Genomic DNA, 23838 nt, shown 5'->3' on the forward strand with positions numbered 1-23838 from the left:
GTCATTCTCTGGTTGAACCAATCAGTACTACAACGGATTCCTCAACCAGAGAACGCTTTCCTCGCTTCAGAACAAGAGCATTATCCTGCACTAGTTTTCAACCTCTAGTGTTACAAACCCTTTTTACTACGTGTACGGCGTGCTGCACAGCCCGGAGTACTGTCACCGGTTCGCGAACAATCTGAAGAAGGAGCTGCCGCGCGTCCCGCTGGTCGGGGACTTCAAGGCGTTCATGAAGGCAGGCCGCGCCCTCGCCCACCTGCATCTCGATTACGAGTCATTGGATCCATGGCCGGTCATGGAGGTCGGGGACAAGACAAATCCGGGGCGCACGGAGAAGATGGTGTACCCGAAGAAGGTCAAGGACCCTGAGAGTGGCAGGAAAGTGCCGGACCTGACGGTGCTCAGGGTATCTGAGAACCTAACCATCGAGGGCATCCCATTGTTCGCCTACGAGTACGTGGTCAACGGCAAATTCGCGATTGGCTGGCTCATCGATCGCTACAAGGTCACCACCGACAAGAAATCGTCAGTCGAATACAGATTCCCTGTCGTCCAATACTCCCAACGCCCGCAGCTCGTTGTCGAACCGGTCGTGTTCGCGCTGTATGCGGAGCTCCTTCTCCCAAGCTCCATAGTCGTCCATACGGCATCCGTCGTTTGGCCCAATACTTATATTGTGCCGGCGTAAGCGTTCTATGCCGGGCAGGAGGGTCCCGTCCGGCCTGGTGAGAATATGGTTCTCCGGGATCTCGACGCCGGTACTCCAATCCTGGGTCACAGCGAAGCCGGAACCGTCGCCGAGCGTCTCGTATTCAGCGACATACCGTCTGCCCTGCTCATACCATTCACACATATGCAGCACCAGCGTGCCGTCTTCAAGTCTATCGCTCATAGCGTTTCCTCTTCTTCTGGTTCCCTACAGCTCGATGTCCTGGGCAAGCATGGTGATGGCGTCATTACGATGCTCGATCCACCATTCGGCATCGTCGCGACGGAGCACCTGCTTATACAACTCGTCGAACGCATCCCTATCCTCGATGCGCGCATGACGGGCGAGCACTATCACCTGCGACAGGACGCGCTGGCGTATCGGCTCGGCCCTGTCGCACTGCGATTTCGAGCCCCACAACTCGCAGAAGCCGGCCGATCTGTTGTCCCGCCGGCTCTGGATTCCTTCGCATGAGGCGCACAGCGTCTCTTCGGCTTTGCGGACCTTGCGCTCCACTATCACGTAGGAGCCGTCCACATTGATACGCTCCTGATGCCCGCAGCGGTGCGTGACCATCCGCCATGCCATGTCGCGTCCCCTCCTCGTGAAACCGTTCCGTCGTCAGACTGACCAATCAACAGCCGATTTGTAGAACATATGTTCTACTTTTGTGCGGACATTTGTTCGACGGAGAAGGGGCGAATCCAGCTGATTGACTGCGACGCGCCGACATGGTGCGTCAGAAAGGAGTATAGGAACGAGCATCCCATTTTGCTTGGGTTTCCCGCTGTTCCACGGGTTCTACCAAAGCACAAACTTCAATTGGATATCCAAAAGGGATTGGATATCCAACGTAATGGCCTCCACTCCAGAAGAATGATCGTCTGGAGTGGAGGCCATTTCGTTGGATCGATGATATCCGCATCTATCCCATAGTGCGCGTTAGACAAGCGTAGCTACCCAAAGGAATACAGCGGCTACAACGAACAGGATCGCAAACGCCTTCAAACCCACCTTCAGCCATTTGCCGAAGCTGATTCCGGCTACGGACAGGCCTGCGAGCAGCACGCCGCCAGTGGGGTTGACGATGTTCATCAATCCGTTGCCGAACTGGTTGCTCAATACGATCACGTCACGATTGATGTTGACGAGGTCGGCGAGCGGCCCCATGACCGGCATGGTCAATGCTGCGGAACCGGAGGACGAGGGAACGAACAAGGTGATGAACGCCTGAACTGCCAGCAGGATGGTGGTGAACAGCGCCTTGGGCAGGCCGCCCAGCAATCCGGCGAGACCATTGAGGATGGTATCGATGATCATACCGTTCTGCAGGATGACGAGGATGCTGTTGGCCAGTCCTATGATGACGGCCGCGTAGACGAAGTCCGCGCATCCGGAGACGAATGCCTCACACATCTCGTTGATGCTGAATCGTGCGATGATACCGGTAATGAGTCCCAAAGCGAGGAACAATGCACCAATTTCGGTCATGTACCAGCCTTGGGTGACGATGCCGTACACCATGACGGCAAGGCCGAGGATGAACACAGTGATGATGGCCTTGTCCTTGCCGGTGAAATGCGTCGCGCCGGTGTCGGAGACGAGTGTTTCTCCGTTTTTGCCGAACAGCTTCGCCTTAAGCACTCGGTCAGAATCGTAGACGATGGAGGATTCGGGATTCTTGCGGACCTTGAACGCGTAGCGCATCGTGAATGCGATGGCGATGACGGTGAAGACGGCCCAGTAGATGAGACGGAGCCAGAGCAATGGATTCCCATGCACTTCACCGATGCCTTGGGCGATCAGCACGTTGAACGGGTTGATCGTGGAGCCGATGTATCCGACCTGGCTGGCAAGGAACAAGGTGAGGATTGCGGTCATGGAGTCGAATCCCATAGACAGCATGAATGTGATGAAGATGATGAACAGGGGGATGAGTTCTTCGCTCATGCCGTAGGTGGATCCGCCGAGGCTGACGAGGATCATCATCAGCGGGATGACGAGGATGCCCTTGGACCCGAGGAAGTCTGCCAGAGCGCGCAGGCCGCGATCGATGGCTCCGGTTTTAAGGATGATGCCGAATGCGCCTCCAAGGATGAGTACGAAAGCGATGACTTCGACTGCGGCGATGATACCGTTGCCTGGCGCTTCCAGCACGGCGCTGAGCCCTTGCCGGTAATCAGTGCCGTCTTCGGCTATCTTTGATATCTGATGGTAGGTGCCTGGAACCACGACGGTACGTTCGCTGCCGTCAACCGTCACGGTTTTGGTGTCGTATTGGCCGCTGGGCACCACCCAGGTAAGGAACGCGCAGATGATGATGAGGAAGAACAGCAGCGCATAGCTGTGTGGGAATCCGATTTTCTTGATGCGGTCGACGAGTTTCATTTGTTGCCTCTTTGCATAATGGTGGAATACGATACATGAATTGGTATCTATGGCCGGCATCATTGCCGGCGTCGATTTGATGGAAACGTTGCGAAATCGATTCGCGTGGTCATGCTCGGTACGCGGTTTTCCCATCGATGATGGTTTCTATGACACGAGCATCATGGAGCTCGGCGTCAGGCGTAGAGAGAAGATCACGGTCGAATATCGCGAAGGTGGCAGTGGCACCGCGTTGAAGCATCCGTCCGGTACCGCTGCCGGGGAGGAAGTCTCCGGACGGCTTTCCATTGAGAGTGCCGGATGGTCTGCTATCGCCTCCTCGTATCCAAGATTTCAGGAGCGAGCTCTGAGCCAGAGCGTATTCAGGGAACCAACGTTCTTCACCTCGATCGAACCGTCGGCGTGAAGCGCGAAGCAATGCTTCAGGAACATCGGCCACGAATAGCGGACAGTCGGTGCCGCTGGTCACGGTCACGTTGTGATCGGTAAGGTTCGTGTAATGGAAGAACGAGGACCCATCCTCTCCCACAATGGCTGTGGGCATATATGACTCCTGGAGCGAGGGATTCAGTCCGAGAACCTGTGGGTAGATTTCGGCGGTAATGCCGGCTTCCGCCATGATCTTGGCCGCATGTCCGGTGATCATCTCCAGATCGCTGATGGAGTGCCGCACCTGGCGATTCGTGTGACGTGCCAAGATCTCCGCCGACCGTTCGATGGCTTTGTCTCCCTCGGCGGTCAGACAGCAGGATACGCCTCGGTCTGACAGATAGGCCACATCGGCTTCGATGGCGTCGTAATCCACCTTTGGTGGCACCGTTCCATTGGTATAGGTTCCTCGAATGTCACCGGTTCTGTCGGCAACGACGCCGTCGACCATGATCTTTACCCCACCGAATCGGGTCCGTGGACCAAATGACCGATAACGGAGTCTTGGAATCAAGGCTTTGTCGAGTTTGCGGATGACAGGTTCGATGGTCATGGTGACATCGAGCAGTTTGTCGGATATCGGAACATGCACGTCACAGTCATCGAACACGATGTCTTTGCAGGAGACGACGCCTCGCGAAAGCAGAAGTCGCTCGAATCGTCGCCAGGATTCCCTGACCAGCTCGGCATCATGGCACATTTCCCTGATCAGTCTTACGCGTGCTTCTGCGGAAAGCTGATCTTCCTGGAATCCATAGCGCTCGATTGCAGCGTTGTTCATCCAATACCGGCTACGGGCATCATCGATGGCGGTTATTGGCACCGTTGTGGAAATATCGTCAAGCGTCTGTCGGTCAGGATCGGAACCCCATACCTTGCGATTCCAACCGTGTGCATATACCGGTCGTCCAGAGTGCGTTGAAGCCCAATCGGAGATAACACTTGCCGCGTCCTCCATACTGACGGCATGCGATAGGTCAAGGCCTGCGTTAGCCGCCATCCAGCCGGAGAAGAACACGTGATTGTCATGCAGACCGGGCATCACAAGGTGGTCATCATGCTCGATGAGGTGTGTGGAGCTATCGATTGGCCCATAGTTCCAACCATGTTCCACGCGGGTGATGAACGGTCCTCGAAATTCAATGAACCCTTGGAAGGGTTCCTCGCCGTTCCCGTCAAAAATATGACGTGACCTGATAATGGTGTTCATAGGCTTTCCTTCGGAAAAGCTAAGGATTATGAGAGCTCTGTCCCCGTTTTGAACTCGCCGTCCGCATCCGAGTCATGGCCGCAAACTCGAAAAGGCATAGCTTGCGCTGGGTCTACGGCCGATATCGGCGCGAACGAGGATAGATAGAGTGAAACTCCGGATGCTTTCCGGGTGCGTCTAGAGCGTGAACGTGTAGAGCTCTCCTAAATAAAATTGGTGGCCGACGTGCACAGGCCGGTCATCCTGATCGCAGATCAGCGTCCTGATCTCGAAGAACGGGGTCCCGATAACTACGTTCATCTGCCTGGCAAGGTCTGCATCGGCCAGCGCCATGCTCAATGTCGTGGTTTTGGGGTTAATGGGATGGATGCCGTGTTCGTCTGACAGCAATCGGTACAGAGAACCGCTCAGATCGGCGTGTTCCAGAAAACCGAATCGATTTGCGGGGAAATAGTTGTTTTCCATCATGATCGGGATATTGTCACCCCTACGTACACGTTGGATATACAACACATCATCGCCTACAGAGATATCGAGCTTGTCGGCAAGGTCCACGTCGGCGGGAATGATCTTCCGTTTCAGGACCTCGCTCGAGGCATGGTATCCGGCGCGTTCAAGACTTTCGGTAAAGCCCATCACATATTCGATCTTGCGGTCGATGACATGACGACGCACGAATGTGCCCTTGCCTTGCTTCTTGATGAGGTATCCCTCATCCACGAGTTCCTTGATGGCTTTGCGCACGGTGATGCGTGATACGCCGTATCGTTCACCGAGTTCGGGCTCAGCCGGAATTCGCGCTCCAGGCGCATATGCGCCCGATGCGATGTCGGAGAGCAACGAGGCTTTCAGTTGGGCGTACATGGGGATACGCGCATCATCCTGCAGCATCGTCGGTCTCCTTCCTCGAGGATTTCTGGGTCAATCGTATACCGGTTTGTTCTGCGCTGCCGACGCGCACCGACTAGTCGATAGGCGTTCCGAACCCGAACGACCCGTCAAGCTGGACGGCTTTGGCGGCGAACTCCTGCCCGGCGACAAGGCTGTCATCGATGCCTCTGCCTTCGATGACGTGCGCCAAAAGGAACGCCGTGAGGAAGGAATCCCCCGCCGCCATGGTATCGACCGCCTCGACGACATGAGGCTCCAGCTCGTGGAACCGTTCACCGTCATAGACGAGCGTGGACTGCGAACCCCGGGTGGCGACCAGCAGTTTGTTAGGCTTGCGATATAGGCTGCGCAACAGCACTTTAACCTGGTTCGCGGGCATACCACTCAAAGAGAAGAAGCCGTACTGGATGTATCCAAGCGCGCCATCGATGGTGCTGGTTTCGAATTCATCGGAGAAATCATAGGAGACAGGAACCCCCATGGTCGAAAGGCGAGGCAGTAGATGATCCGCATTCCCCCAGATGCCCATATGAATCAGGGAGAAATCACTGATGTACTTCCAATCGGCCTCTGTGGCCTCAATAGGCTCGATGCCGGCGATGCCGCCCTCGTTGCTGCCGATGAAGACGCGGTCCCCATCTACCACGTTCACCTTGGCGCACCCGTTTTCACCGTGCCTTACTTGGCTGTGGCTTCGGTCTATGCCGAGCGCGTCGATGCTACGCTCCACATGCGCGGCGTTGGCATCATCTCCGAACACGCCCATGAATGCGGCGTCGTATCCCAGTTTCTTGGCGAACGCCGCGAAATTCAGCGCATTGCCTCCCGGGTACATGACATTGAGGTTGACATACTGGTCGACGACCTGGTCGCCGAGGCCAAGAACCTTGCTGGTGTTGCTCATCGCGGCCTTCTTTCAGTACTCGACTTTGCCCATGTAACGGCGGACGTCGAGATTATGGTCGCGGACCACGGATAGCGCGTAACGATATTTGCTCAGCACGCTGTAGAACAGAATCGGGCTGAAGTACTCATTGACTGAATCATCGATGAGGTCAAGGCCGAGCTCCTTGGCGTCTACGACTTCGACTTTCTTTGCGTACTTACCAAGGAATTCGAGCACGCGGTCGTCGAGAGCGCGGGTCCTGCCGAGTCCTCTGGCCACAATGAAGGGCGTGTCCTCATCGGTCACCTCGAATGGCCCGTGGAAGAACTCGCCGGAGTGAATCGGCGCCGCATCCAGCCATTGCATTTCCATCAGCGAACAGATGGAGAAGCCGTAGGCATGTCCGTAGGATGTGCCGGAGGCCAATACGTAGAACATTGTTTCATTCTGATACTTGGATGCAAACTCCTTTGTGCGCGGTTCGACCTGCTTTTCGGCATTCGCCACAACGGTGTCGATGATGGCCATGCCCTTGTTGAATGCCTCGATATGCGGATAGCCCTCGAGCCTGTCAATCAGATTGACGGTCAAGTCGAGCATGATGGCCATGGGGTTGTTATGCACGCGGGTCTCATCCCCCCATTCGTAGACGAACGAGTAATCGGATTCGTCGAGAAGTTTGGCATCCTTGTTGTATGTCAGTCCCACGGTCTGCGCTCCGGCCTTGCGTGCCATAGCCGCTGCGGCCACAGTCTCCGGAGTATTGCCACTGTGGGAGCACAGAACCACCACAGAGGTGGGTGAGAGACGCTTCGGGGTGGCGTGGACGAATTCGTTTGCTGTATACCAGCCGCTGGTGACGCCTGTGGATTCGGTGCGTACGAAGAAGTCAGATACGTACATGTCGACGAGAGAGCCGCCGCAGGCTACGTAATAGACTTCACTGACCTTGCCTCCATTGCGTTCAATTATCTGATCGACTACAGGAACGACATTCATGACGGATAACCTCCTCGTTAAACCATATGACGTTATGTAACGTCATATGTATATGTATAACGTCATATGACGTTTTAATCAAGTTGGACCATTCGGAGTGTCGCACACGGCCCATTGAGGAAAGCAGACGCATACGACAGGAACAGACACCAGCCACCACAGCAACATGCGGCATGCGCAGACGTTTACATACGGTTCACCGGGTTTAACGGGAGGGAAACAAAGCGCTGTTTGACTGTAGCCACACAGAGAGAGGAGGATCCGCATGAATCACCATATTGAAATACCTGCCGGCGGATTCCTCTTCATCAATCGCGAGGTCATGCGGCTGATTTCCGCATATGGCCTGTCGTGGACCGTGGCCTGACACGTCGCTTCTGATTCGCCGGACCCGGCGCGCGAATTCCCGCCCGCCCTGGCACACATTCACCGCATGCGACCATGCATGGTCGCATCGCTCGTTACTTGCTCTCCATATGGCCTTCCGCCGCAGTCACAATTGATTGCGGACCTGTCCATAGAGAATTTCGCATCACACGTCATCGTGAGGGTCAATCATGCCTGAAACCACACACCAGCCGTACCAGGTCATCATCGCCGACGGACTGACCAAGAAATACGGGAACCGTACCATTCTCGAATCGCTGGACCTTACCGTTTCCGAAGGCGAGCACATAGCCCTGGTGGGGCCATCCGGCTGTGGAAAATCCACATTGCTGTCCATCATCGCCGGACTCAACAACCAGACTGAAGGCCTGATCAGGGTGTTCGGCGAGGCCGATGAACAGCAGCGTCTGTCATACTGCGCCTGGATGCCGCAGAAGGACCTGCTGTTCCCCTGGATGAGCGTCGCCGAGAACACGGCTCTCTCGCTCACCAACCGCCATACGTCGCGCGGCAAGGCGTTGAAAGAGGTTCTGCCCTATCTTGAGCGCTTCGGCCTGGGTGAATACGCCGACAAGCCTCCGTACGCCATGTCCGGCGGCATGAGGCAGCGCGCCTCGTTCGTCCGCACCATTCTGACCGGCAAGGACCTTCTCCTGTTCGACGAGCCGTTCGGAGCGCTCGACTCCATCACGCGCATGGACCTGCAGAACTGGCTCAAGGGAACCCTCTCCAGCATGAACAAGACCTCCGTGCTCGTCACCCACGACGTGGAGGAGGCGCTGATCCTGAGCAACCGCGTGGTGGTCATGTCCCGCAATCCAGGGCGCATCATCCACGAGATCCCAGGATTCTTCTCCAGCGAACTGGACCGTTCCGAACTCGCGGCACAGGAGGATTTCGTCCGCTCCCGAGAACTCATCATCGGATACCTGAGGGATGCTCAGGATCCCCAATACGGCAAGCAGACTGGCGAGGCACCGGGAACCGCCCCGGACGATGGCGAGTCGGACATGGCTGGCGCAGCCAGCAAGAACGGCAAGGAGGACTGATATGACCGGCGTCAGGAAGACATTCGACTATGTGTATGCGGCCGGCATGTTCTTGGTGCTCGCCCTGCTATGGCAGTTCGCGCCCGGCTGGTTCAACATCCCGCGCTTCATCATCGTGCCGCTTTCGGAAGTGTTCACCGAGATCGGCACCGAATGGAACGACGGGCTCGGCTGGGCTACCTACGTGACGTTCTACGAGATGATCGTGGGACTGCTGTTCGCGTTCGTGTTCGGCTTCGCCCTGGCGATCCTGTTGGCGGCCAACGAGCCGTTGCGCAAGGCCCTGTACCCGGTGCTGATAGCCTCCCAATCCATTCCGGTGATGATCATCGCCCCCGTGTTCGCCATCGCGCTGGGCTACGGACTGGAACCGAAGATCATCGTGGTGGCCATCAGCTGCTTCTTCCCGATCACGGTCAACTTCCTGACGGGCCTGACCGCCGTGGACGTCGAGCAGACGAACCTCATGAAGACGTTGTACGGCTCCCCGTTCAGCACGCTGGTCGAGCTGCGTATCCCCTCGGCCATGCCCGAACTGTTCGCCGGCCTCAAGGTATCGGTGGCATACGCGCCCGTGGCGGCTCTGTTCTCCGAATACACCGGCTCGCAGGGCGGTCTCGGCTATCTGATGATCCAGGCCATCCCGCAGATGAACACCGCGTTGGTGTGGGGCGAGGTGCTCATCATCGCCGCGCTGTCGATCCTGTTCTTCGCCATCGTCTCCGTACTCCAGCGCATCGTGTGCCCTTGGGACACCCACCGTTGATGCCCACGCCTCCCGTTCGTCGCGCAGCCGCAGTCTGAACATCGCATTACCGCTTGTGAAAGGAACAGTCATGTTCTCATCCAGAAAACTCCTCGGCACCGTTTCGGGGATCGCCGTCCTAGCCGTCCTCCTCGCCAATTACGCCGCACCTGACCCTTCCGGCCCGCATACGACACCATCATCAGCCGGCACCGTAACCCACACGCTGCTGTTGGATTGGCTTCCAAACCCCGACCACAGCGGCATATATGTCGCCCAAGCCGAGAATGATTTCCGGAAACAGGGCATTAATGTCAAAGTACAGACACCGTCCGGCACAGCCGATGCCGCCAAGATGATCAGCACCGGCCAGATCGATCTGGCCATCTCGTATGAGCCTGACACCATCATGGCCGCCGCGCAAGGCATGAAGGTGCAAGCCGTGGCCGCGCTGATTCCCAACGTGCTCAGCTCGCTCATCATCACCGGCAAGGACCGCAGCGTCACGGACCTCAAGGGTATGACCATCGGCAATCCGGGCCTTGCCACGTCCCTGCCGACGCTGAACTCCGTACTCGCCCAGAACGGCATGACCGAATCGGACGTGAAGAACGTGAGCCTGTCCACCGGAGGCGTGGAGCCGCTGCTGGCCGGCAAGGTGGACGCCATCTTCGGCTACTACAGCAATGTGGAGGGCGTACAGCTGGCTGAGCAGGGCGATTACACCGTGCTGCCCTTCGACAAGATCGGCGTGCCGTCCTTCGACGAACTGGTGCTCGTGGCGAACCCTGACCGGCTGCAATCGGACTCCTCGTACGCCAGCTTCGTCAGGAAGACCATCGCCGCGCTGAAAGAGGGCTTCGCGTCCGCGAACGCCGACCCCGATGCCGCATACGACGCCATCGCGCCTGTAGCCAAGGGATACGACGACACGACCCTAAGGAACATGGTCAAGGCCACGGTGCCGGAATACGATAATCCTCAGGGCTTCGGATCCATGGACCCGAAGCAATGGGATTCCTACGCGCAGTGGATGCACCAGAACGGCCTGATCGACAAGCCCTACAAGGGGCGTGACGCCATGACGACGGAATACCTGCCGGACTAGCGGTACGCACGGCAGCAACGCATAGCAATACAACGCAATAAGGAAACGGCGAAGGAAGCCACATGATAGTACTCAAGAACGGGGTGGTGCTCACCAACGACAAGGATGACAGGGTCATCTGGGGCGGAACCGTCTGCATCACCGGCAACCGCATCACCTATGTGGGCGATGACACGCATGCACCAGCACCGCAGCCTGCGGACACGGTAATCGACTGCGAGGGCAGCAGGCTCATCATGCCCGGACTGGTCGATCTGCATTACCACACCTGCATCAGCCGAGGCGAGGGCGACTGGCTGCCGCTGATGGAATGGCTCGACGAGACCTGGTACCCCTACATCAACAACATCGACCCGGAAAGCGCCTACCATGCGGCGATGGCCAGTTACTGCGAATCGATCAAAGCCGGCGTGACCTGCGTCAACGACATGTACCGGCAGCTACCGTCACTGGCCCGTGCGGCCGAAGACTCGGGCATGCGAGCAGTGCTGTCGAACGACGTCATGCTCCGGAAGTTCGGCCATGACAACATCGACACCGCACGCGAGGCCTACGAACAGTGCGACGGCAAGGCCGACGGCCGAGTCGAGGTCTACATCGGATACGAATGGATGCCCAAAGGCTCACCGGAACTATTGCGTGAGGTCAGGGCATTGGCGGACGAGCTGGACACTGGCATCCACATCCATCTCAACGAGTCGTTGAGCGAGATCGAATACTCGAAGGAGCAGTTCGGCAGGCGTCCAGCCGAACTCGCCTATGAGAACGGCGTGCTTGGACCGGATTGCGTCGCCGCGCATTGCGTATGGCTGTCCGACACAGAGATCGCCATGATGGCGGAAACCGGAACCAGCATCGCGCACAATCCGCTGTCCAACGCAAAACTGGGCAGCGGCATCGCACGCGTACCGGATTATCTGGCCCGTGGTGTCAATGTCGGCATAGGACACGACGCCGCCAAATGCGCGGACAGTCGCGACCTATGGGAGAACATCCGCGCCGCAGCCGTGTACCACCGCGGCGCACGTGTCGACTCCTCCATCATGCCGGCATCCACCGTGCTGAAAATGGCCACGGTAAACGGCAACAAGGCCCTACACCACGATGCAGGCAGCATCGAGACGGGGCGTCTCGCGGACGTCGTCACCGTGGATCTGGATACATTCGCCATGACGCCGCTGCGCTGGGGCGACGATCAGCAGCTGTGCTCGCATCTGGTCTACTCGAACAATGGCTCGTATGTGCTCGACTCCATCATCGACGGACGGATTGTGATGCGGGACAGGCAATTGACCATGGTGAATGAGCGTGATGTCATCCGCAACGCCACAAAGGCCTACCTGCAAATGCGCGAGCGTCTCGGCAAGTAAGCCTTCGTCTCGAACGACTGCCGCCGTATCAGTCCTCCACTGAACCACCACCGTGTCTTCGATGAAGTATTGCCGCAGGAACATGTACAGGATCACGATGGGGTGCCGCAGCGATCGGCGAAGCCACAGCTGCAGCACCCATCACGCTCGAGTTCTGGGAGACGAATGAGGCCAATTGCGGCGCCATAGTCTGCATGCCGGGGCCGGTGAATATACAGGACGAAGCGCGCATTCATTCCAGATGCTGGTGTCTTATGATGACCAACTTGGCTGTCGCTGGCTTCAGAATAGGCAGGACCGGACGGAAAACCTAAATTCTCCATGAATAGCTTCAATTGCCTCTCAGCCTGTCCACCAGCCAGATCACCACACCGACGATGAATACAACGCATGACAGCTGTGCGCACCGTATCGCAAATCCTAGGGCCAACGCCCCGATAATCAAAGCAACGACGTCCGCGGGATTGTATTCGCCACGGTTTAGATAGGCATGCAGTACGAGACACGATAGGAACAGCAATGCCGCCAGAATCATAAGAATCGCAGCAGCCAGGAGAAACGCGAAGGCTGCTGCGCGCAGGCCTTGGTTCTTCCCATGCGGCATGGGATTCCACCCGCCACGGTTCGCCATGACGCGGTGGTCGCGATACTGGGCTCCCGTTGGAATATCTCCGATATTCCAACGGACAGGATTGCCCGCCTCCGTTGTGCCGGGTGCCGTTGTCCGGCTTGGGTCGATGTAAAGGTCCGCTTTGGTCTTGGCCTGGGGATCTGGGCTGGTTTGGCTGCTCATAGGCTTCCGTCCTTTCCGGGAAGGGTTCCGTTCTGGGTTTCCCCCGGCACGCTCCATGATGGGGCCTGCGGTTGCGGGACCGGAATCGGTTCCGGCTGCACGATCGGCGGCGATGGTGTAGGCGTCGCGGATTGCTGGTGCTGCATGTCCTGCTCCCGTTGGGCGGCCTCCTCGTCTGCGGTTCTCTTCTGCTGTTCGATTGTCGTCATCAATTCCGAGAGCCGTTGTTCGGCGATGAGAGCCTCGCCAAGATTGGTTTCGGTGATCTGGACTTCCTTCCACTCTCCGGCGAGGGCGAGCAGTTCCGTTTTCTCAGCGGTTTCCGGCGCGCTGGCCATGGCGTCCGCACGCTCCACATATTGGGCGATGCTCTCACCTGTCGCTGCGATTCTGTCGTCAATCAGATGCCGGAACTTCGTTTCGAGCGCCTCGGTCTCCGTGACCACTCGTTTGATGTCATCGGCGTTCATCGCCTGTTCGAGACCTGTATGGTCGATGTCCCCGGCGACCGGGCTGCGTCCGATTCTCTCCAGCAGCTGTTCGGCGGCGGCCATGGCCTTGTCCCTCTGTTCGGACGTTCTCCGCATGGCGTCCTCATCCTGACGCTCGGATTGAGTCTTCTGCTGCTGCGGTCCGAGCAAAGTGCCGACCACGTAACCGCCACCTGCCAAGAGCGCCAGTGTCATGATGGCGATTACTGCGATGATGGCCGTTCGAGCCCGGAGAAGTCCACGCTTCCCAGGACGTGCTGCGCCCGTCACGGTCCCCTGCTCGCAGGGACCGAGATTCAACACCACGGTCTCAGTCCCATCGCATCGGTCTTCGTCGTTCGTCTCTTGTTCGCTATGGTTTTCCGACCGGTGCGTCAGCGGTTTGAATCTGTCCTGCAATCGTGCGATCAGGCCCTGTCTGGGCTCATCCGGCGCGAGCGGCGGCGGTCCTATCGTATCGGGATGCGCTTTCGCCTCTTCCACCCACATGCGCAGTTCCGGCCATGATGCCGGGTGTGCGGCGATCTCGTCCAGCAGATGCCAGTTGTCGGGATCGCAGGCCAGCGCCTCGAGCTCATAGGCCGTGGCCTTCGGGTCGATGCCCATGGCCGTCTCCCTTCCCGTGGTCTCAGACTGTTCCCGGGCGGAGGATGTAGACGAGCCCCTCGTCATGGCTGACGATCCTGCTGGCCTTGTACCCGTGCGCATCGAAATCCGTGTAATGCACCTCCCATGTGGCACCGGATCTGGTCTTCACCACACAGGATGCCGCATCGTCGTTGATGGCGACCTGCACGAAGCCGACGCCCAGCGTGTCCGCGTCGTCGTGGCGCAGCTGGTCGACCGGGACCTCCAGTCCTGCGGCGTCTTCGATGAAGTAGTCGTCGAGGACGGCGTTCCTTCCGGCCTTGTCGCCGATGTACGCCTGCACGGCGAATGGCGCGATCAGCCGGCATGCCTCCTCGCTGCGGGATACGCCGATGGCCTCCCCCTCTGTCATGACGTACGGCGGAGGCTGCTGGACGGCCTCGCGCTCCGCGGCGATGGGCGTCTTGTCCTTGCCGTCCGCGTCTCCGGCGTCGTGTCCGATGGCGATGCCGAGCGCGGCCAGGATGACCGTGACGGCCGCGATGATGGGCCATGCCTTGTTCCCGTTCCTGTCCATATCACCCTCCGATTCGTGTTAATTAATTAATTATTTGTTTTAGTGGATGAAGTCTATGCCGCCGATGGCGGTCTCGAGCTGTTGCCGGCTGATGGTGCGCAGGGTGACTCTCGCCGATGAGGCGGAGGATTCGGAGATGACGATGACGCCGTCGGCCCTGACCTCCTCGACGACGGCGACATGCCCGTAGACGGGGCTCGCCGCGAGGATCGAACGCTGGAACACCATGACGTCGCCGGGCTCCGGCTCCTTGCCGGTCGGATACCCGTGCGCCTTGGCGCTGTCGCGCCACATGGCGCCGTCGCCCATGTACGGATCCACGGGCCTGCCGATGTGCGCGCGCCGTGTCGCAGCCCACCACGTGCATTCCCACCGCGCATAGGTGGTCGCCTCCGGCAGGTCCATGGCCTCAAGGTCGACTGCGGTGAGATCCGCGTTCATCGCCAATGGCGGGTCGAGCGAGCCGATGACGCCGCCCGACGGACAGGACATACCGTCCCCTCCCCCGAGCATCGCGTGCATCCTGTCGAGATAGGTTCTGGTGACCTCAGGGATGCGGGGCCAGCCCATGAGGCCGCCTTCGCCGGCGTTGTGGGCAATGACCAGCGCATCGAGGTCGTCCAGTGTGCTGAATTCGGCCGATGAGTTCGCCGTCTTGAGCCGTCGCACCGTGTCCAGGCGTCTTGCCAGATACATGCCGCCGTATTCAGCGTGGGTCATGGGGTCGGTGATGCCTTCCGGTGGCGTCGCATCGGCCCCATCGGGGTGGACGCTGCGCCATACCTCCCGGTTGATCTGGAGCAGCCCCCATGTGCCGCCGTTGGAGTCGTCGGCATAGGCGTCGGCCCTGAACCCCGATTCGATGGTCATCATGGCGGCGATGAAGTCCCGGTCGAGACCGCTCGTCTCCGCCGCCTTCGCCACCCATGGCGTCGCCCCAGCCGGTATGGCGATCTCGGTGCGCGCATCGGCGCAGCCCTGATTCACGGCGAAGCCGGGCAGCCATGCCAGCATGGCTGCGAGGACCGCGATGACGGCGACGATGCCGATGACTGTCAGCGCCACAGGCGTGCCGATGAACGCGGAGACAGCGTTGGCCACGGCCGCCGCGGCTCTCCTGACGGAGACGGCAACGGCATGCACCGCCTGCGATACAGCGTCCGTCACCCGTCTCGCCGCAGCACCACGCGATGCCGGCATGCGCCCCGCCAGGATGGCGAACCGTCTGATGGGAGTAGCCGGAGCGAGGCTGCGGGCGAGTCCGGGTCCTGCGCCCGCCGCCTGCGCCGCCGATGCGTGGACAGGTGCCGGTGCAGGCGGGACCGGCCTTGCCGTCGTATGCCATGCTTTCACAGCCATGTCCGTTCCTCGCCGGACCGGGTGCCCGGCATTCCGGCCGACGGTGTTCCCGCCCCGGCCGGCGATGCCCTGCAGATCATCCAGGGCTTCGGCTCCGGCCTGTTCCCCGTCGCCGTGGTCCTCCAGCGTCGAGTCGAGGCTGCGCATGGTGCGGCGGCCGATGGCCTGGCCGGCGGCGAACACCGTCGTGCGAAGCTTGCCGGACGTCATCCCGGCGGTGCGGGTCCCGCTGGAGTATTCGGTGAGTTTGCCGGCCGTGTCGAGACGGTCCCGGTCGAGGAACCTGACCATCATGCTTCCCCGAATCTGGTGGTGAACAGCCGGTAGAGCAGCGAGTCGGCGGGAATGCGCCCATCGAAGGGGATGAACGCGTCACCGGATTTCAGGATCCCCTCGCCGGCGCGTGAGCCTCCGAGCCGTTCCGTGAGTTCGGGCGACAGGTGCCACATGTCGGCGAGGCGTTCCGCGTCGGTGGGCGTCTGGTTCATGAGCAGCAGGAAGTCGGAGTTGGCGAGCATGAAGCGCGCGTCGCGGTTGTCTAGCAGCTCCTCGATGTTCTGGGTGATGCCGGTCATGGCGAGCCCCCATTTGCGGGCGCGTTTGAACATGTCGAGGAACTGTCCCGCCGCGTACTGGTTGGAGAACATGCGGTGGAACTCGTCCACGTACACCCAGGTGCGGCGGCCTGCCGCCCGGTTGCGGGCGACCCGGTTCCACATGTGGTCGAGCACGACCATCATGCCGAACGTCTTCAATTCGCCTTCCAATGCGGCCACGTCGAACACGGTGAACCGGTTGGACACGTCCACGCTGGTCTGTCCGGCGAAGCCGGACAGACTGCCCGCCGTGTACGATTCGAGGCTCAGCGCGAGGTTGCGGGATTCCGGCTCCGTGCTGGCGACGAGCCTCTGGTGGAGGTCCTTGAGCGTGGGCTGCGGGAGTCCGGGATGGTTGCGGAATTCGCGGTACAGGCCGAGCGCGCACCGGTCGATGATGGAGCGTTCGATGGCGCTCAGCCCGTCGGCGCCGCCGACCAGCGCCCCGATCATGGAGACGACCATGTTGGCCTTGGTGCGGATCGGGTCGCCGTCGATGTTCTGGTCGAGGACGATGTCCATCGGGTTGATGCGGTCGGTCGAGCCGGCGCTGATGACCACGCGCGCCCCGTCAAGCGCCTCGCACAGGGGCGCGTACTCGTGTTCGGGGTCGACGACGAGCAGGTCGTCGCCGCCATGGGTGAGGCGCAGGGAGGTCATCTCCATCTTCGCGGCCTGTGATTTGCCGCTTCCGGTGGTGCCGAGGATGAAGCCGTTCGCGTTGAGCTTGGTGGTGCGGTCCACGACCAGCGCGTTGCCGGAACGCGCGTTGGCCCCGTAGAACACGCCGCCCTCGTCCATGATCTCCTGCGTGGAGAAGGGGATCATGATGGCCGCACCCGATGTGGTGAGCGTGCGCCGCATGGGCAGGTCGTTGACCCCCAGCGGCAGTGTCGCGTTGAGCCCGTCCAGCTGCATGCAGGAGAGCGTCTCCGCCGAACAGGAGATCTTCCTGCAGGCGGCGAGCACGTCCCTGGCCCGCTGGTCGAGCAGTTCGCGCGTGGGCGCGGCCACGGTGATGGTGACCAGCGTGTTGATGAGCCGTTCGTTGGATTGTCGCATCTCCTCCCTGAGGCTGTTCGCCTCGTCGAGGGCGTCGCGCAGGTCCGCGGGGATCTCGTCGGCCGGTATGTGCTGGCGCATGTTCCGCCGGCGTTCCTCGAGCCGTTGCATGTCCATTTCGGCGATCTTGCGGTTGACGAGTTCAGCGCCTTCGGCGCGGTCGTAGGGGGCGAGGTGGAGGGATACGGTGACGTCGGATTTGAGGTCGCCCAGCTCGCCGATGAGCCTGTCGGACATGACCGGCGGGAAGTCGCGGATCCACAGCGTGCACTGGTGGGTGTCACCGTCGGCGTTCGACAGGACCAGGGCGCGCGGGTCCGTGGCGTCGATGCACCATGGGGCGATGAAGTCCTTGGTCTGCGCCCTGCCGGATTCCACGAGCGTCTCGTCATAGCGGAACGGTTCGCCGGGGCGCAGGATCAGGGCGAGCAGGCGGAGCCGTTCGGCGCGGCCGAGCCGCGTGGCCTTGCAGCCGCCGAGCGTGGCGAGCTGGTTGCGGGCGGCCATCATGAGCCGGTTCAGCGTGGTCAGGGCGCGTTCGGGCTCGGGTTCGCTGATGGTGAGCGTCAGGTACTTGTCGGTGACGGCGTTGCGCGAGCGTTCGCCTATCTTGCCCATGGCGATGCGGTTGTAGTCGGCACGCAGCCGGTCCTGTGGGCCGCCGTCCATGGGCATGCCGATGCGTCCGATCACGTCGTCGGCGTCGAGCGTGCGGGTCATGCACGTGACCTGCAGGCGGGTGGAGCCGTCGAACGTGTTGATGAACCGCGCCCACTGGTCGATGATCTGCGCCTGCCGCTCCTGCGCCGCCATCTCGTAGTTGATGTCGGACAGGCCCATGGTGGCGCTCCACCGGTCGTCGCCCAGGTAGGCGATGCCCTTGTCGAGCATGGCCTCGTAGCCGATGAGGTCCTTGGCGGTCCTCCATGCTCGCCGTCGCCGTTTGACGGTCTTCCGCGACGGCCGCCGGCCCGTGTCCTTCATCGTCTCCCCTTCCGTTCGCGGATCCTTCGGCGGCTTCGTTCCCGTCCCGTCGCGGGCCCGTCGAGCCAGTAGCGGCGCTGTCCGAAGCGTTGGTGGAGCACGTATCCGAGCCATGTCTCCGGTTTGAGCCCCTTGGGGCGCAGCCATCCCCATGCGGCGATGGGCATGTCCGCGAGGAGCACGGCGTACTGGCCGAGCTCGGGCATGCCGAGGACCATGCGGAAGAGGAGCCACACCCCCGCGGACAGGACGGCCATGGCGGCGGCCGCGGCGAGCTGCCGCCAGCTCATGCCCCACATGACCTTCGCCTCGGTGGCGGTGATCTCCTTGTAGATCTTGATCTCCAATGTCATGGAGCCCTCCTATTCGCCGAACACGGCCCTGGATGTGGCTGAGGCGACCATGACGAGGCAGCAGAGCATGACGGCGCCCAGCATGAGCGTGCCGAAGTTGGCGATGATGTACTGCCATAGGCCGTCGCCGTCCGTATAGCCGTCGAGCCTCAGCGCCTCGCCGATGAACGTGCGGTAGAGGATCACGCCGACGGTGAGGGTGATCGCCTGGAACGAGGTCTGCGCATAGCGGCGCAGGTAGCCGACGCCCATCTGCCTGGTGTGCTCGCCGGCCATGAACACGATGGGCAGCGAGGCGAAGCAGGAGAGCATGTACAGCTGCATGAACCGCATGTAGACGACGGCGAGCAGGATGATGCCGGCGATCTGGGAGACGATGAACGGGATGAGCACCAGCACCATGAGGCCGGACTGGCCGATCAGGCCCGCGTCCTCGATGGCGGGGCGCAGCTGGTCGCCCAGCAGTCCCGTCCCTTCGGCGGGCATGCCCGTCAGGGTGCCGGCCATGGCGTCGATGACGGACGAGGTGACGCCGTCGATGCCCGAGAGGATGAGTCCCGCGTTGCCGGCGAACAGGAGCACGAGCGCGCATTTGAGCAGCACGGCGCCGATGATTCTCACGCCCAGCTCCCGGTCGCCGTCCACGCGCAGGCCCGCGCGTGCGAGTTCGAGCGTGAACACGATGCTCGCCACGGCGGCTGCGACCGGTTTGACGGCCGTGTCGTGCACGGCCGCCGCCATGGAGTGCATGGCGGCGTTGAACTCGGCGGGCCCCATGGCGAGCTTGTCGAGGATGGTCCCGTCGATGCCGCCGCCGATCGCGTTGAGCATGTTCACGCACGGTTCCACGAGATCGGCCATATCGGCATCACCCCACGAGATAGGTATTCGTTTTATGTTTGGGTATTTGTTTTACATTGCATACTCGTTTAATTATGGATGGTTCTTTGCTGTCGCGTATCTCCTTTCATTCGGATGTTCGTTTTGCCCGTTGTATTCAGAAGCTGAGGTTGGCGAACAGTGCGGCGGCGGCGATGATGACGGCGCCGCCGACCAGCTGCCAGATGCCGGATTGGGTCTGGGGCCCGGAATGGTCCTTGAGCCCTCCGGCCAGTGTGATCGCGCCCCATACCGCCCAGATGCCGCCGCCGAGGACGGCGGCCTTCTGCAGCAGGTCGAGGATGGTGTCGATGGTTTCCATGGGTTCCTCCGTGGGTCGATGCGTCGTTGCTGTCTCCGGGCGTGGACGCGGCGAGGCGGGTGCGGCCATGCCCGGTGGCTCAGTGCCGTCCGTCGCCGTCGCGGCGGATCCGGAGCAGTCCGAGGCCGAGCAGGGCGAGGATCACGCCGACCGCGGCCAGCCCGGACACGTTGACGCCGGTGCTGGGCAGGATGCGTTTCCTGTAGGCGTTCCAGTCGTCCGGGTCGCTTTCGACCGGGGTGTCTGTGCATACGGTCCCCTCCTCGACCGGCGGTGCCGGCTTGTCGTCGAACGGGTCGTCGTCCTTCGGCACGCATTCGACGACCGGGGACCCTTCGGCCGTGGCGCGGTCCGTATGCAGGTTGGTCACCCCGCTCAATGTGCCGGTGACGTCCACCGATTCGCCCGGTTGCAGCACCAGGTCGGCCCAGCCGTCCGGGTAGGCGAGGTCGCCGACCGTGCCGTCTCCGACGATGGTCTCGTCCGTGAGCTTCAGCGAGGTCAACGGCACGTCGCCGGTGTTGGTGATGCGGAACACGATCTCAGTCCCGTCGCCTTCGATTTCCAGCGCCTCCTCGGTGCTGTCGCGGTCGCCTGCCGGCAGTCCGCTCCTGCGGTCGAATTTCTCGAGGCTGATGGACGGGGAGGTCTTCGGCGTCGTGGTGGTCACCTCGTTGGAGGGACGCCGTGTGCCGTTGATGGTCTCGGTGAAGGTGTTGGAGAATTCGCCGGCCTTGAGCCTGCGGAACTGCACGTAGGCGCGCCAGGCCTGCGCGTGCGCGCCGTCGGCGGAGACGAGGTCCAGGTAACGCCGTGTGGCCGTGATGGTGAAGTCCCCGTCGCGCATGTCGAGGGTGAACAGGTCGCCGCCCAATGCGGACGCGTCGAAGCCGCTGCCGGCGATGCGCACGCCTTTCGCTGCCAGTGTCCCGCCGTCGGGGCCGTGCAGGTCCTCGGCGGCGTAGACGGCCCACTGGCCGGTGTATTCGTCGCCGGTCTCGTCGTAGTCGTCGTCGATGCGCCATTCCGTGACCTCGGGGTAGGCGCGGTTCGCGGGCAGGGTGGAGGAGTTCAACTGGTAGAGGAACGTCTGGTTCCTGTAGATGCTCATCCCGTCGGCGCTGTCGGAGCCGACCTCCACGCTCACGTCCTTGTACGGGTTGATCTCGGTGAGCGTGTTGACGACGGTGTTGGACACCGCCCTGCGGTGGTTCGTGACCTGTGTGGCCGTGTTCTCCACCTTCGTCCCCTCGCCGGTGTCGGTGACGGTCATCGGCAGCACCAGCTGGTAGTCGGAACCGAGCAGGCTCTGGTCGATGCCCGGGTCCGCGTATGGCATGAGCTCGCGGTCGGCGTATGCCGCCAGGTCGGCCGGCTGCGGGTCGCCGTTGATGACGGTCCCGTCGGGAAGCGTGGTGTCCACGGTCTTGAAGAACGCGTAGACGACGCCGTCCCTGTCCTGGATGTTGAGCCTGTCGGTCACGTCCTTGCCGGTCGCGTCGAGCACGTGGACGCCGGTCATGTCGAGGGTGAGATGCCGTTCGTCGTAGTCGTCGACCACGCCGAGCCGGCGCACCGGGTACGCCTGTCCGGCGAGGCCCGTCGCGTCGATCGTGATCCGGTAGTAGAGGCGGTCGCCCAGCAGGGCGGTCTTGCCGTCGATGTCCACGGAGGAGTTGGCCTGCGTGTCCTGTTTGACGGGTTCGGGGTCCACCGGCCGGTTCGACACCTCGTTCGATTCGAGGATGGATTCGTTGAGCGTCAGCCAGCCCTTGTTGCCGATGACGGTGTCCACGGCCGCGTCGTCGGCGACCTTCGCGTCGAAGGTGAGGGTGAAATCGTGGGTGCGCCAGGTCGTCCAGTTCCCGTCGAGCCATTCGCGGTGGAACCGTACCGTGAACCGGTGGCCGGCGTCGTCCCATTCGGTGTCGTACGCCGACCGGGGGATGGTCGTGGAGCCGTCCTGTCCTTTTGAGGTGATGGTCAGGCTGGCCTTGTCGGGGGTGGTGCGGGGGTCGTACGTGTCGAGGAATTCGAGCTGCTGGATCGGGTCGTCGCGCATCCATTCGACGCGCATGCCGAGCCGGTAGGTGACGGTCTGGCCGGGCAGCACGTCCCGTCCGTCGATGCTGGACAGGTCGCCTCCCTCGGTCTTGCTGGCGAGCACGTCCTTGTCGAATCCGGGCCTGAGGATGCAGATGAGCGGCTCGTTCGACTCCAGGCGCTCCAGTCTGTGGAAGCTCGCGTCGGCCTTGTTGCGCAGCTCCCATTGGCCGTCCGAACACGTGTTGCCGTCGGAGGCGCCGTCCTGCTCTAGGTCCGCTTCGGGGTCGAAGTTCACGGTGAAGGGCACGAGCATGGAGATCTGCATGGATTCGTGCCGCTGTTTGAGGCCTTGGACGTATTCGGGTTTCGCGGTCGCCCTGGTGACCGTCCCGTCGACGGTGATGTCGAACATGGCGGTCACGTCCCGGCCGTCCACGTTGATGCCGTTGAAGGACGGCGCATTGTACCCGTAGGTCTCCAAGTCGTAGATGCGCACCGTGGAGACGTCCTGCGGGTCGAGGTAGCGGTCCACCTTCGTCCAGTCGTCGGTGATCTGAAGCCAGTCCTCGCCGTTCCGGTTCAATGGCGGCACCGCCATGCTGATGGCCGCGGCCACCTCCTCACCGTTGAGGAACGCGTTGTTGTCCGCGCCCATGCTGTTCGTGTGGTCCGGGTCCGTGATCATCTGCCAGACGCCGTCCGCGCCCTTGCGGACCCATACCTTGTTCGGCTCGTAGAATCCGCCTGCGGCGGGGATCGCCTGATGCCGTCCGGATGCCGCCGCCGTCATGCCGTCGGCCCGCAGCGCCGTGGCCGTCAGCGCGAGCAGGAGGATGGACAGGATCACCGCTATGACCGTCATCGTCTTCCGTGCCTGTGTGTTCATGTGGGTTTCCTCTCCACCATCGAAGTAGTCCAATGGGTCCCGGCGTGCCCGCCGACGCCTGTCGGCGGCGTGACGGGCACGGGGTTCCGTTGATGTCAGGTGCGGGACTGGTTTGCCGGGGCCGCCGTTGGCCCCACCGCACAGGTTCCACTATCGTCCGTATCGCCCGCGCAAATGGTCACGCCCTGTTTTTCCCCGGACGGATGCCGGGAACCGCCGTCGTGCAGGCCTGTTGCGGCGTCCTAGTATGGGAGCTGCGTCAGGAAGCGAGGAGGCTCGATGATGGGGTATGACGGCGAGATGGGATTGTGCCGTTTCATGCGTGACGGGGAGCCGGATATCGGCGAGTACATCCGGCTCAAGGACGGCACCGGCATGTGCCGGCTGACCGAGATGGATGGCGACGGCGAAATGGTGCTGGTGCACTACCCGGACGGGACGATGCCCGACGGCATCTCCGATGTCGAGCTGGTGCACGCCTCCGCAACCATCGACGAATCGGACGTGGACGCGGATATGGATCCGGAAGCGCTTCGGAACGGGCGCGCCCGCACCGGGTTCATCCTGGACGAGTACAGGATGGGCGTGCTCGATGGTCCTGAGGCCGGCGCAGCGTTATTCGCGCGCCTGTTCCCGGGTTTACCGGAAGGGGTCCATGGCATCCGATGACCTTTGCAACTGATCGTGCAGGCGATGAAGGCCAGAAAGAGCTACCTCAGAAAGGAGGG

21 protein-coding genes are annotated in these 23838 nt (G+C 61.3%); 6 read left to right on the top strand and 15 right to left on the bottom strand.

Annotated features, from left to right (window positions below):
* Window positions 1–130 precede the first annotated feature (130 nt).
* Window positions 131–691, top strand: coding sequence for a type ISP restriction/modification enzyme (locus BW14_RS12025; RefSeq protein ID WP_181162346.1), 561 nt, complete (start codon window positions 131–133; stop codon window positions 689–691).
* A gap of 228 nt (window positions 692–919) precedes the next feature.
* Here BW14_RS12025 and BW14_RS08155 read toward each other — a convergent pair whose 3' ends face one another.
* The 6 genes from BW14_RS08155 to BW14_RS08180 all read right to left on the bottom strand — a co-directional run bounded on the left by BW14_RS08155 (window position 920) and on the right by BW14_RS08180 (window position 7515).
* Window positions 920–1300 (bottom strand): hypothetical protein, encoded by a 381-nt coding sequence (locus tag BW14_RS08155; protein ID WP_140490103.1) that lies wholly within the window; start codon window positions 1298–1300, stop codon window positions 920–922.
* Between the two features lie 354 nt (window positions 1301–1654).
* Window positions 1655–3100, bottom strand: coding sequence for a YfcC family protein (locus BW14_RS08160; RefSeq protein WP_140490105.1), 1446 nt, complete (start codon window positions 3098–3100; stop codon window positions 1655–1657).
* Between the two features lie 109 nt (window positions 3101–3209).
* Window positions 3210–4739, bottom strand: a complete 1530-nt coding sequence (locus tag BW14_RS08165) for an amidohydrolase family protein (RefSeq protein ID WP_140490107.1) — start codon at window positions 4737–4739, stop codon at window positions 3210–3212.
* A gap of 177 nt (window positions 4740–4916) precedes the next feature.
* Window positions 4917–5630: a GntR family transcriptional regulator gene (locus BW14_RS08170; protein WP_140490109.1), complete on the bottom strand. Its 714-nt coding sequence runs from the start codon at window positions 5628–5630 to the stop codon at window positions 4917–4919.
* Window positions 5631–5703: 73 nt separating this feature from the next.
* Window positions 5704–6534: a PfkB family carbohydrate kinase gene (locus BW14_RS08175; protein ID WP_140490111.1), complete on the bottom strand. Its 831-nt coding sequence runs from the start codon at window positions 6532–6534 to the stop codon at window positions 5704–5706.
* A gap of 12 nt (window positions 6535–6546) precedes the next feature.
* Window positions 6547–7515 carry an SIS domain-containing protein gene (locus tag BW14_RS08180; RefSeq protein WP_140490113.1) on the bottom strand — a complete coding sequence of 323 codons (969 nt, stop codon included), beginning with the start codon at window positions 7513–7515 and terminating at the stop codon, window positions 6547–6549.
* Between the two features lie 557 nt (window positions 7516–8072).
* On the opposite strand from BW14_RS08180, the gene BW14_RS08185 reads away from it, so the two are divergent.
* The 4 genes from BW14_RS08185 to BW14_RS08200 all read left to right on the top strand — a co-directional run bounded on the left by BW14_RS08185 (window position 8073) and on the right by BW14_RS08200 (window position 12174).
* The gene (locus tag BW14_RS08185) at window positions 8073–8951 is read left to right on the top strand and encodes an ABC transporter ATP-binding protein (protein ID WP_140490115.1); all 879 of its coding nucleotides are present in this window, start codon (window positions 8073–8075) and stop codon (window positions 8949–8951) included.
* Between the two features lies 1 nt (window position 8952).
* Window positions 8953–9717, top strand: coding sequence for an ABC transporter permease (locus tag BW14_RS08190; RefSeq protein WP_052382136.1), 765 nt, complete (start codon window positions 8953–8955; stop codon window positions 9715–9717).
* A gap of 70 nt (window positions 9718–9787) precedes the next feature.
* A complete protein-coding gene (locus tag BW14_RS08195) occupies window positions 9788–10804 on the top strand; it encodes an ABC transporter substrate-binding protein (RefSeq protein WP_140490120.1) in 1017 nt (338 codons plus the stop codon).
* Window positions 10805–10866: 62 nt separating this feature from the next.
* Window positions 10867–12174 (top strand): amidohydrolase family protein, encoded by a 1308-nt coding sequence (locus tag BW14_RS08200; protein ID WP_140490122.1) that lies wholly within the window; start codon window positions 10867–10869, stop codon window positions 12172–12174.
* A 331-nt stretch (window positions 12175–12505) separates the two neighbouring features.
* Here the strand turns inward: BW14_RS08200 and BW14_RS08205 are convergent, their stop codons facing one another.
* The 9 genes from BW14_RS08205 to BW14_RS08245 all read right to left on the bottom strand — a co-directional run bounded on the left by BW14_RS08205 (window position 12506) and on the right by BW14_RS08245 (window position 23110).
* Window positions 12506–12967, bottom strand: coding sequence for a hypothetical protein (locus BW14_RS08205; protein WP_140490124.1), 462 nt, complete (start codon window positions 12965–12967; stop codon window positions 12506–12508).
* On the bottom strand, window positions 12964–14064 hold the full coding sequence (locus BW14_RS08210) for a hypothetical protein (protein ID WP_140490126.1): 1101 nt from the start codon (window positions 14062–14064) through the stop codon (window positions 12964–12966). The genes BW14_RS08205 and BW14_RS08210 overlap by 4 nt, the downstream gene beginning before the upstream one ends.
* Before the next feature lie 22 nt (window positions 14065–14086).
* A complete protein-coding gene (locus BW14_RS08215; protein WP_140490128.1) occupies window positions 14087–14623 on the bottom strand; it encodes a hypothetical protein in 537 nt (178 codons plus the stop codon).
* Window positions 14624–14662: 39 nt separating this feature from the next.
* A complete protein-coding gene (locus BW14_RS08220; RefSeq protein ID WP_258186093.1) occupies window positions 14663–16276 on the bottom strand; it encodes a CHAP domain-containing protein in 1614 nt (537 codons plus the stop codon).
* Window positions 16273–18624, bottom strand: coding sequence for a VirB4-like conjugal transfer ATPase, CD1110 family (locus tag BW14_RS08225; protein WP_140490130.1), 2352 nt, complete (start codon window positions 18622–18624; stop codon window positions 16273–16275). Before BW14_RS08225 ends, BW14_RS08220 begins: the two co-directional genes overlap by 4 nt.
* The gene (locus BW14_RS08230; protein ID WP_140490132.1) at window positions 18621–18977 is read right to left on the bottom strand and encodes a PrgI family protein; all 357 of its coding nucleotides are present in this window, start codon (window positions 18975–18977) and stop codon (window positions 18621–18623) included. Before BW14_RS08230 ends, BW14_RS08225 begins: the two co-directional genes overlap by 4 nt.
* 9 nt (window positions 18978–18986) lie before the next feature.
* On the bottom strand, window positions 18987–19838 hold the full coding sequence (locus BW14_RS08235) for a hypothetical protein (RefSeq protein ID WP_140490134.1): 852 nt from the start codon (window positions 19836–19838) through the stop codon (window positions 18987–18989).
* 136 nt (window positions 19839–19974) lie between these two features.
* A complete protein-coding gene (locus BW14_RS08240; protein ID WP_044090174.1) occupies window positions 19975–20178 on the bottom strand; it encodes a hypothetical protein in 204 nt (67 codons plus the stop codon).
* A gap of 79 nt (window positions 20179–20257) precedes the next feature.
* Window positions 20258–23110 carry an LPXTG cell wall anchor domain-containing protein gene (locus tag BW14_RS08245; protein ID WP_140490136.1) on the bottom strand — a complete coding sequence of 951 codons (2853 nt, stop codon included), beginning with the start codon at window positions 23108–23110 and terminating at the stop codon, window positions 20258–20260.
* 279 nt (window positions 23111–23389) lie between these two features.
* Here BW14_RS08245 and BW14_RS08250 point away from each other — a divergent pair, with 279 nt between their 5' ends.
* Entirely contained in the window at window positions 23390–23779 is a 390-nt protein-coding gene (locus tag BW14_RS08250; protein ID WP_258186094.1) for a hypothetical protein, read from the top strand.
* The last annotated feature ends 59 nt before the right edge of the window (window positions 23780–23838 follow it).

It is taken from the genome of Bifidobacterium sp. UTBIF-68 (assembly GCF_006408855.1).
GTDB classification, from domain to species: domain Bacteria; phylum Actinomycetota; class Actinomycetes; order Actinomycetales; family Bifidobacteriaceae; genus Bifidobacterium; species Bifidobacterium reuteri.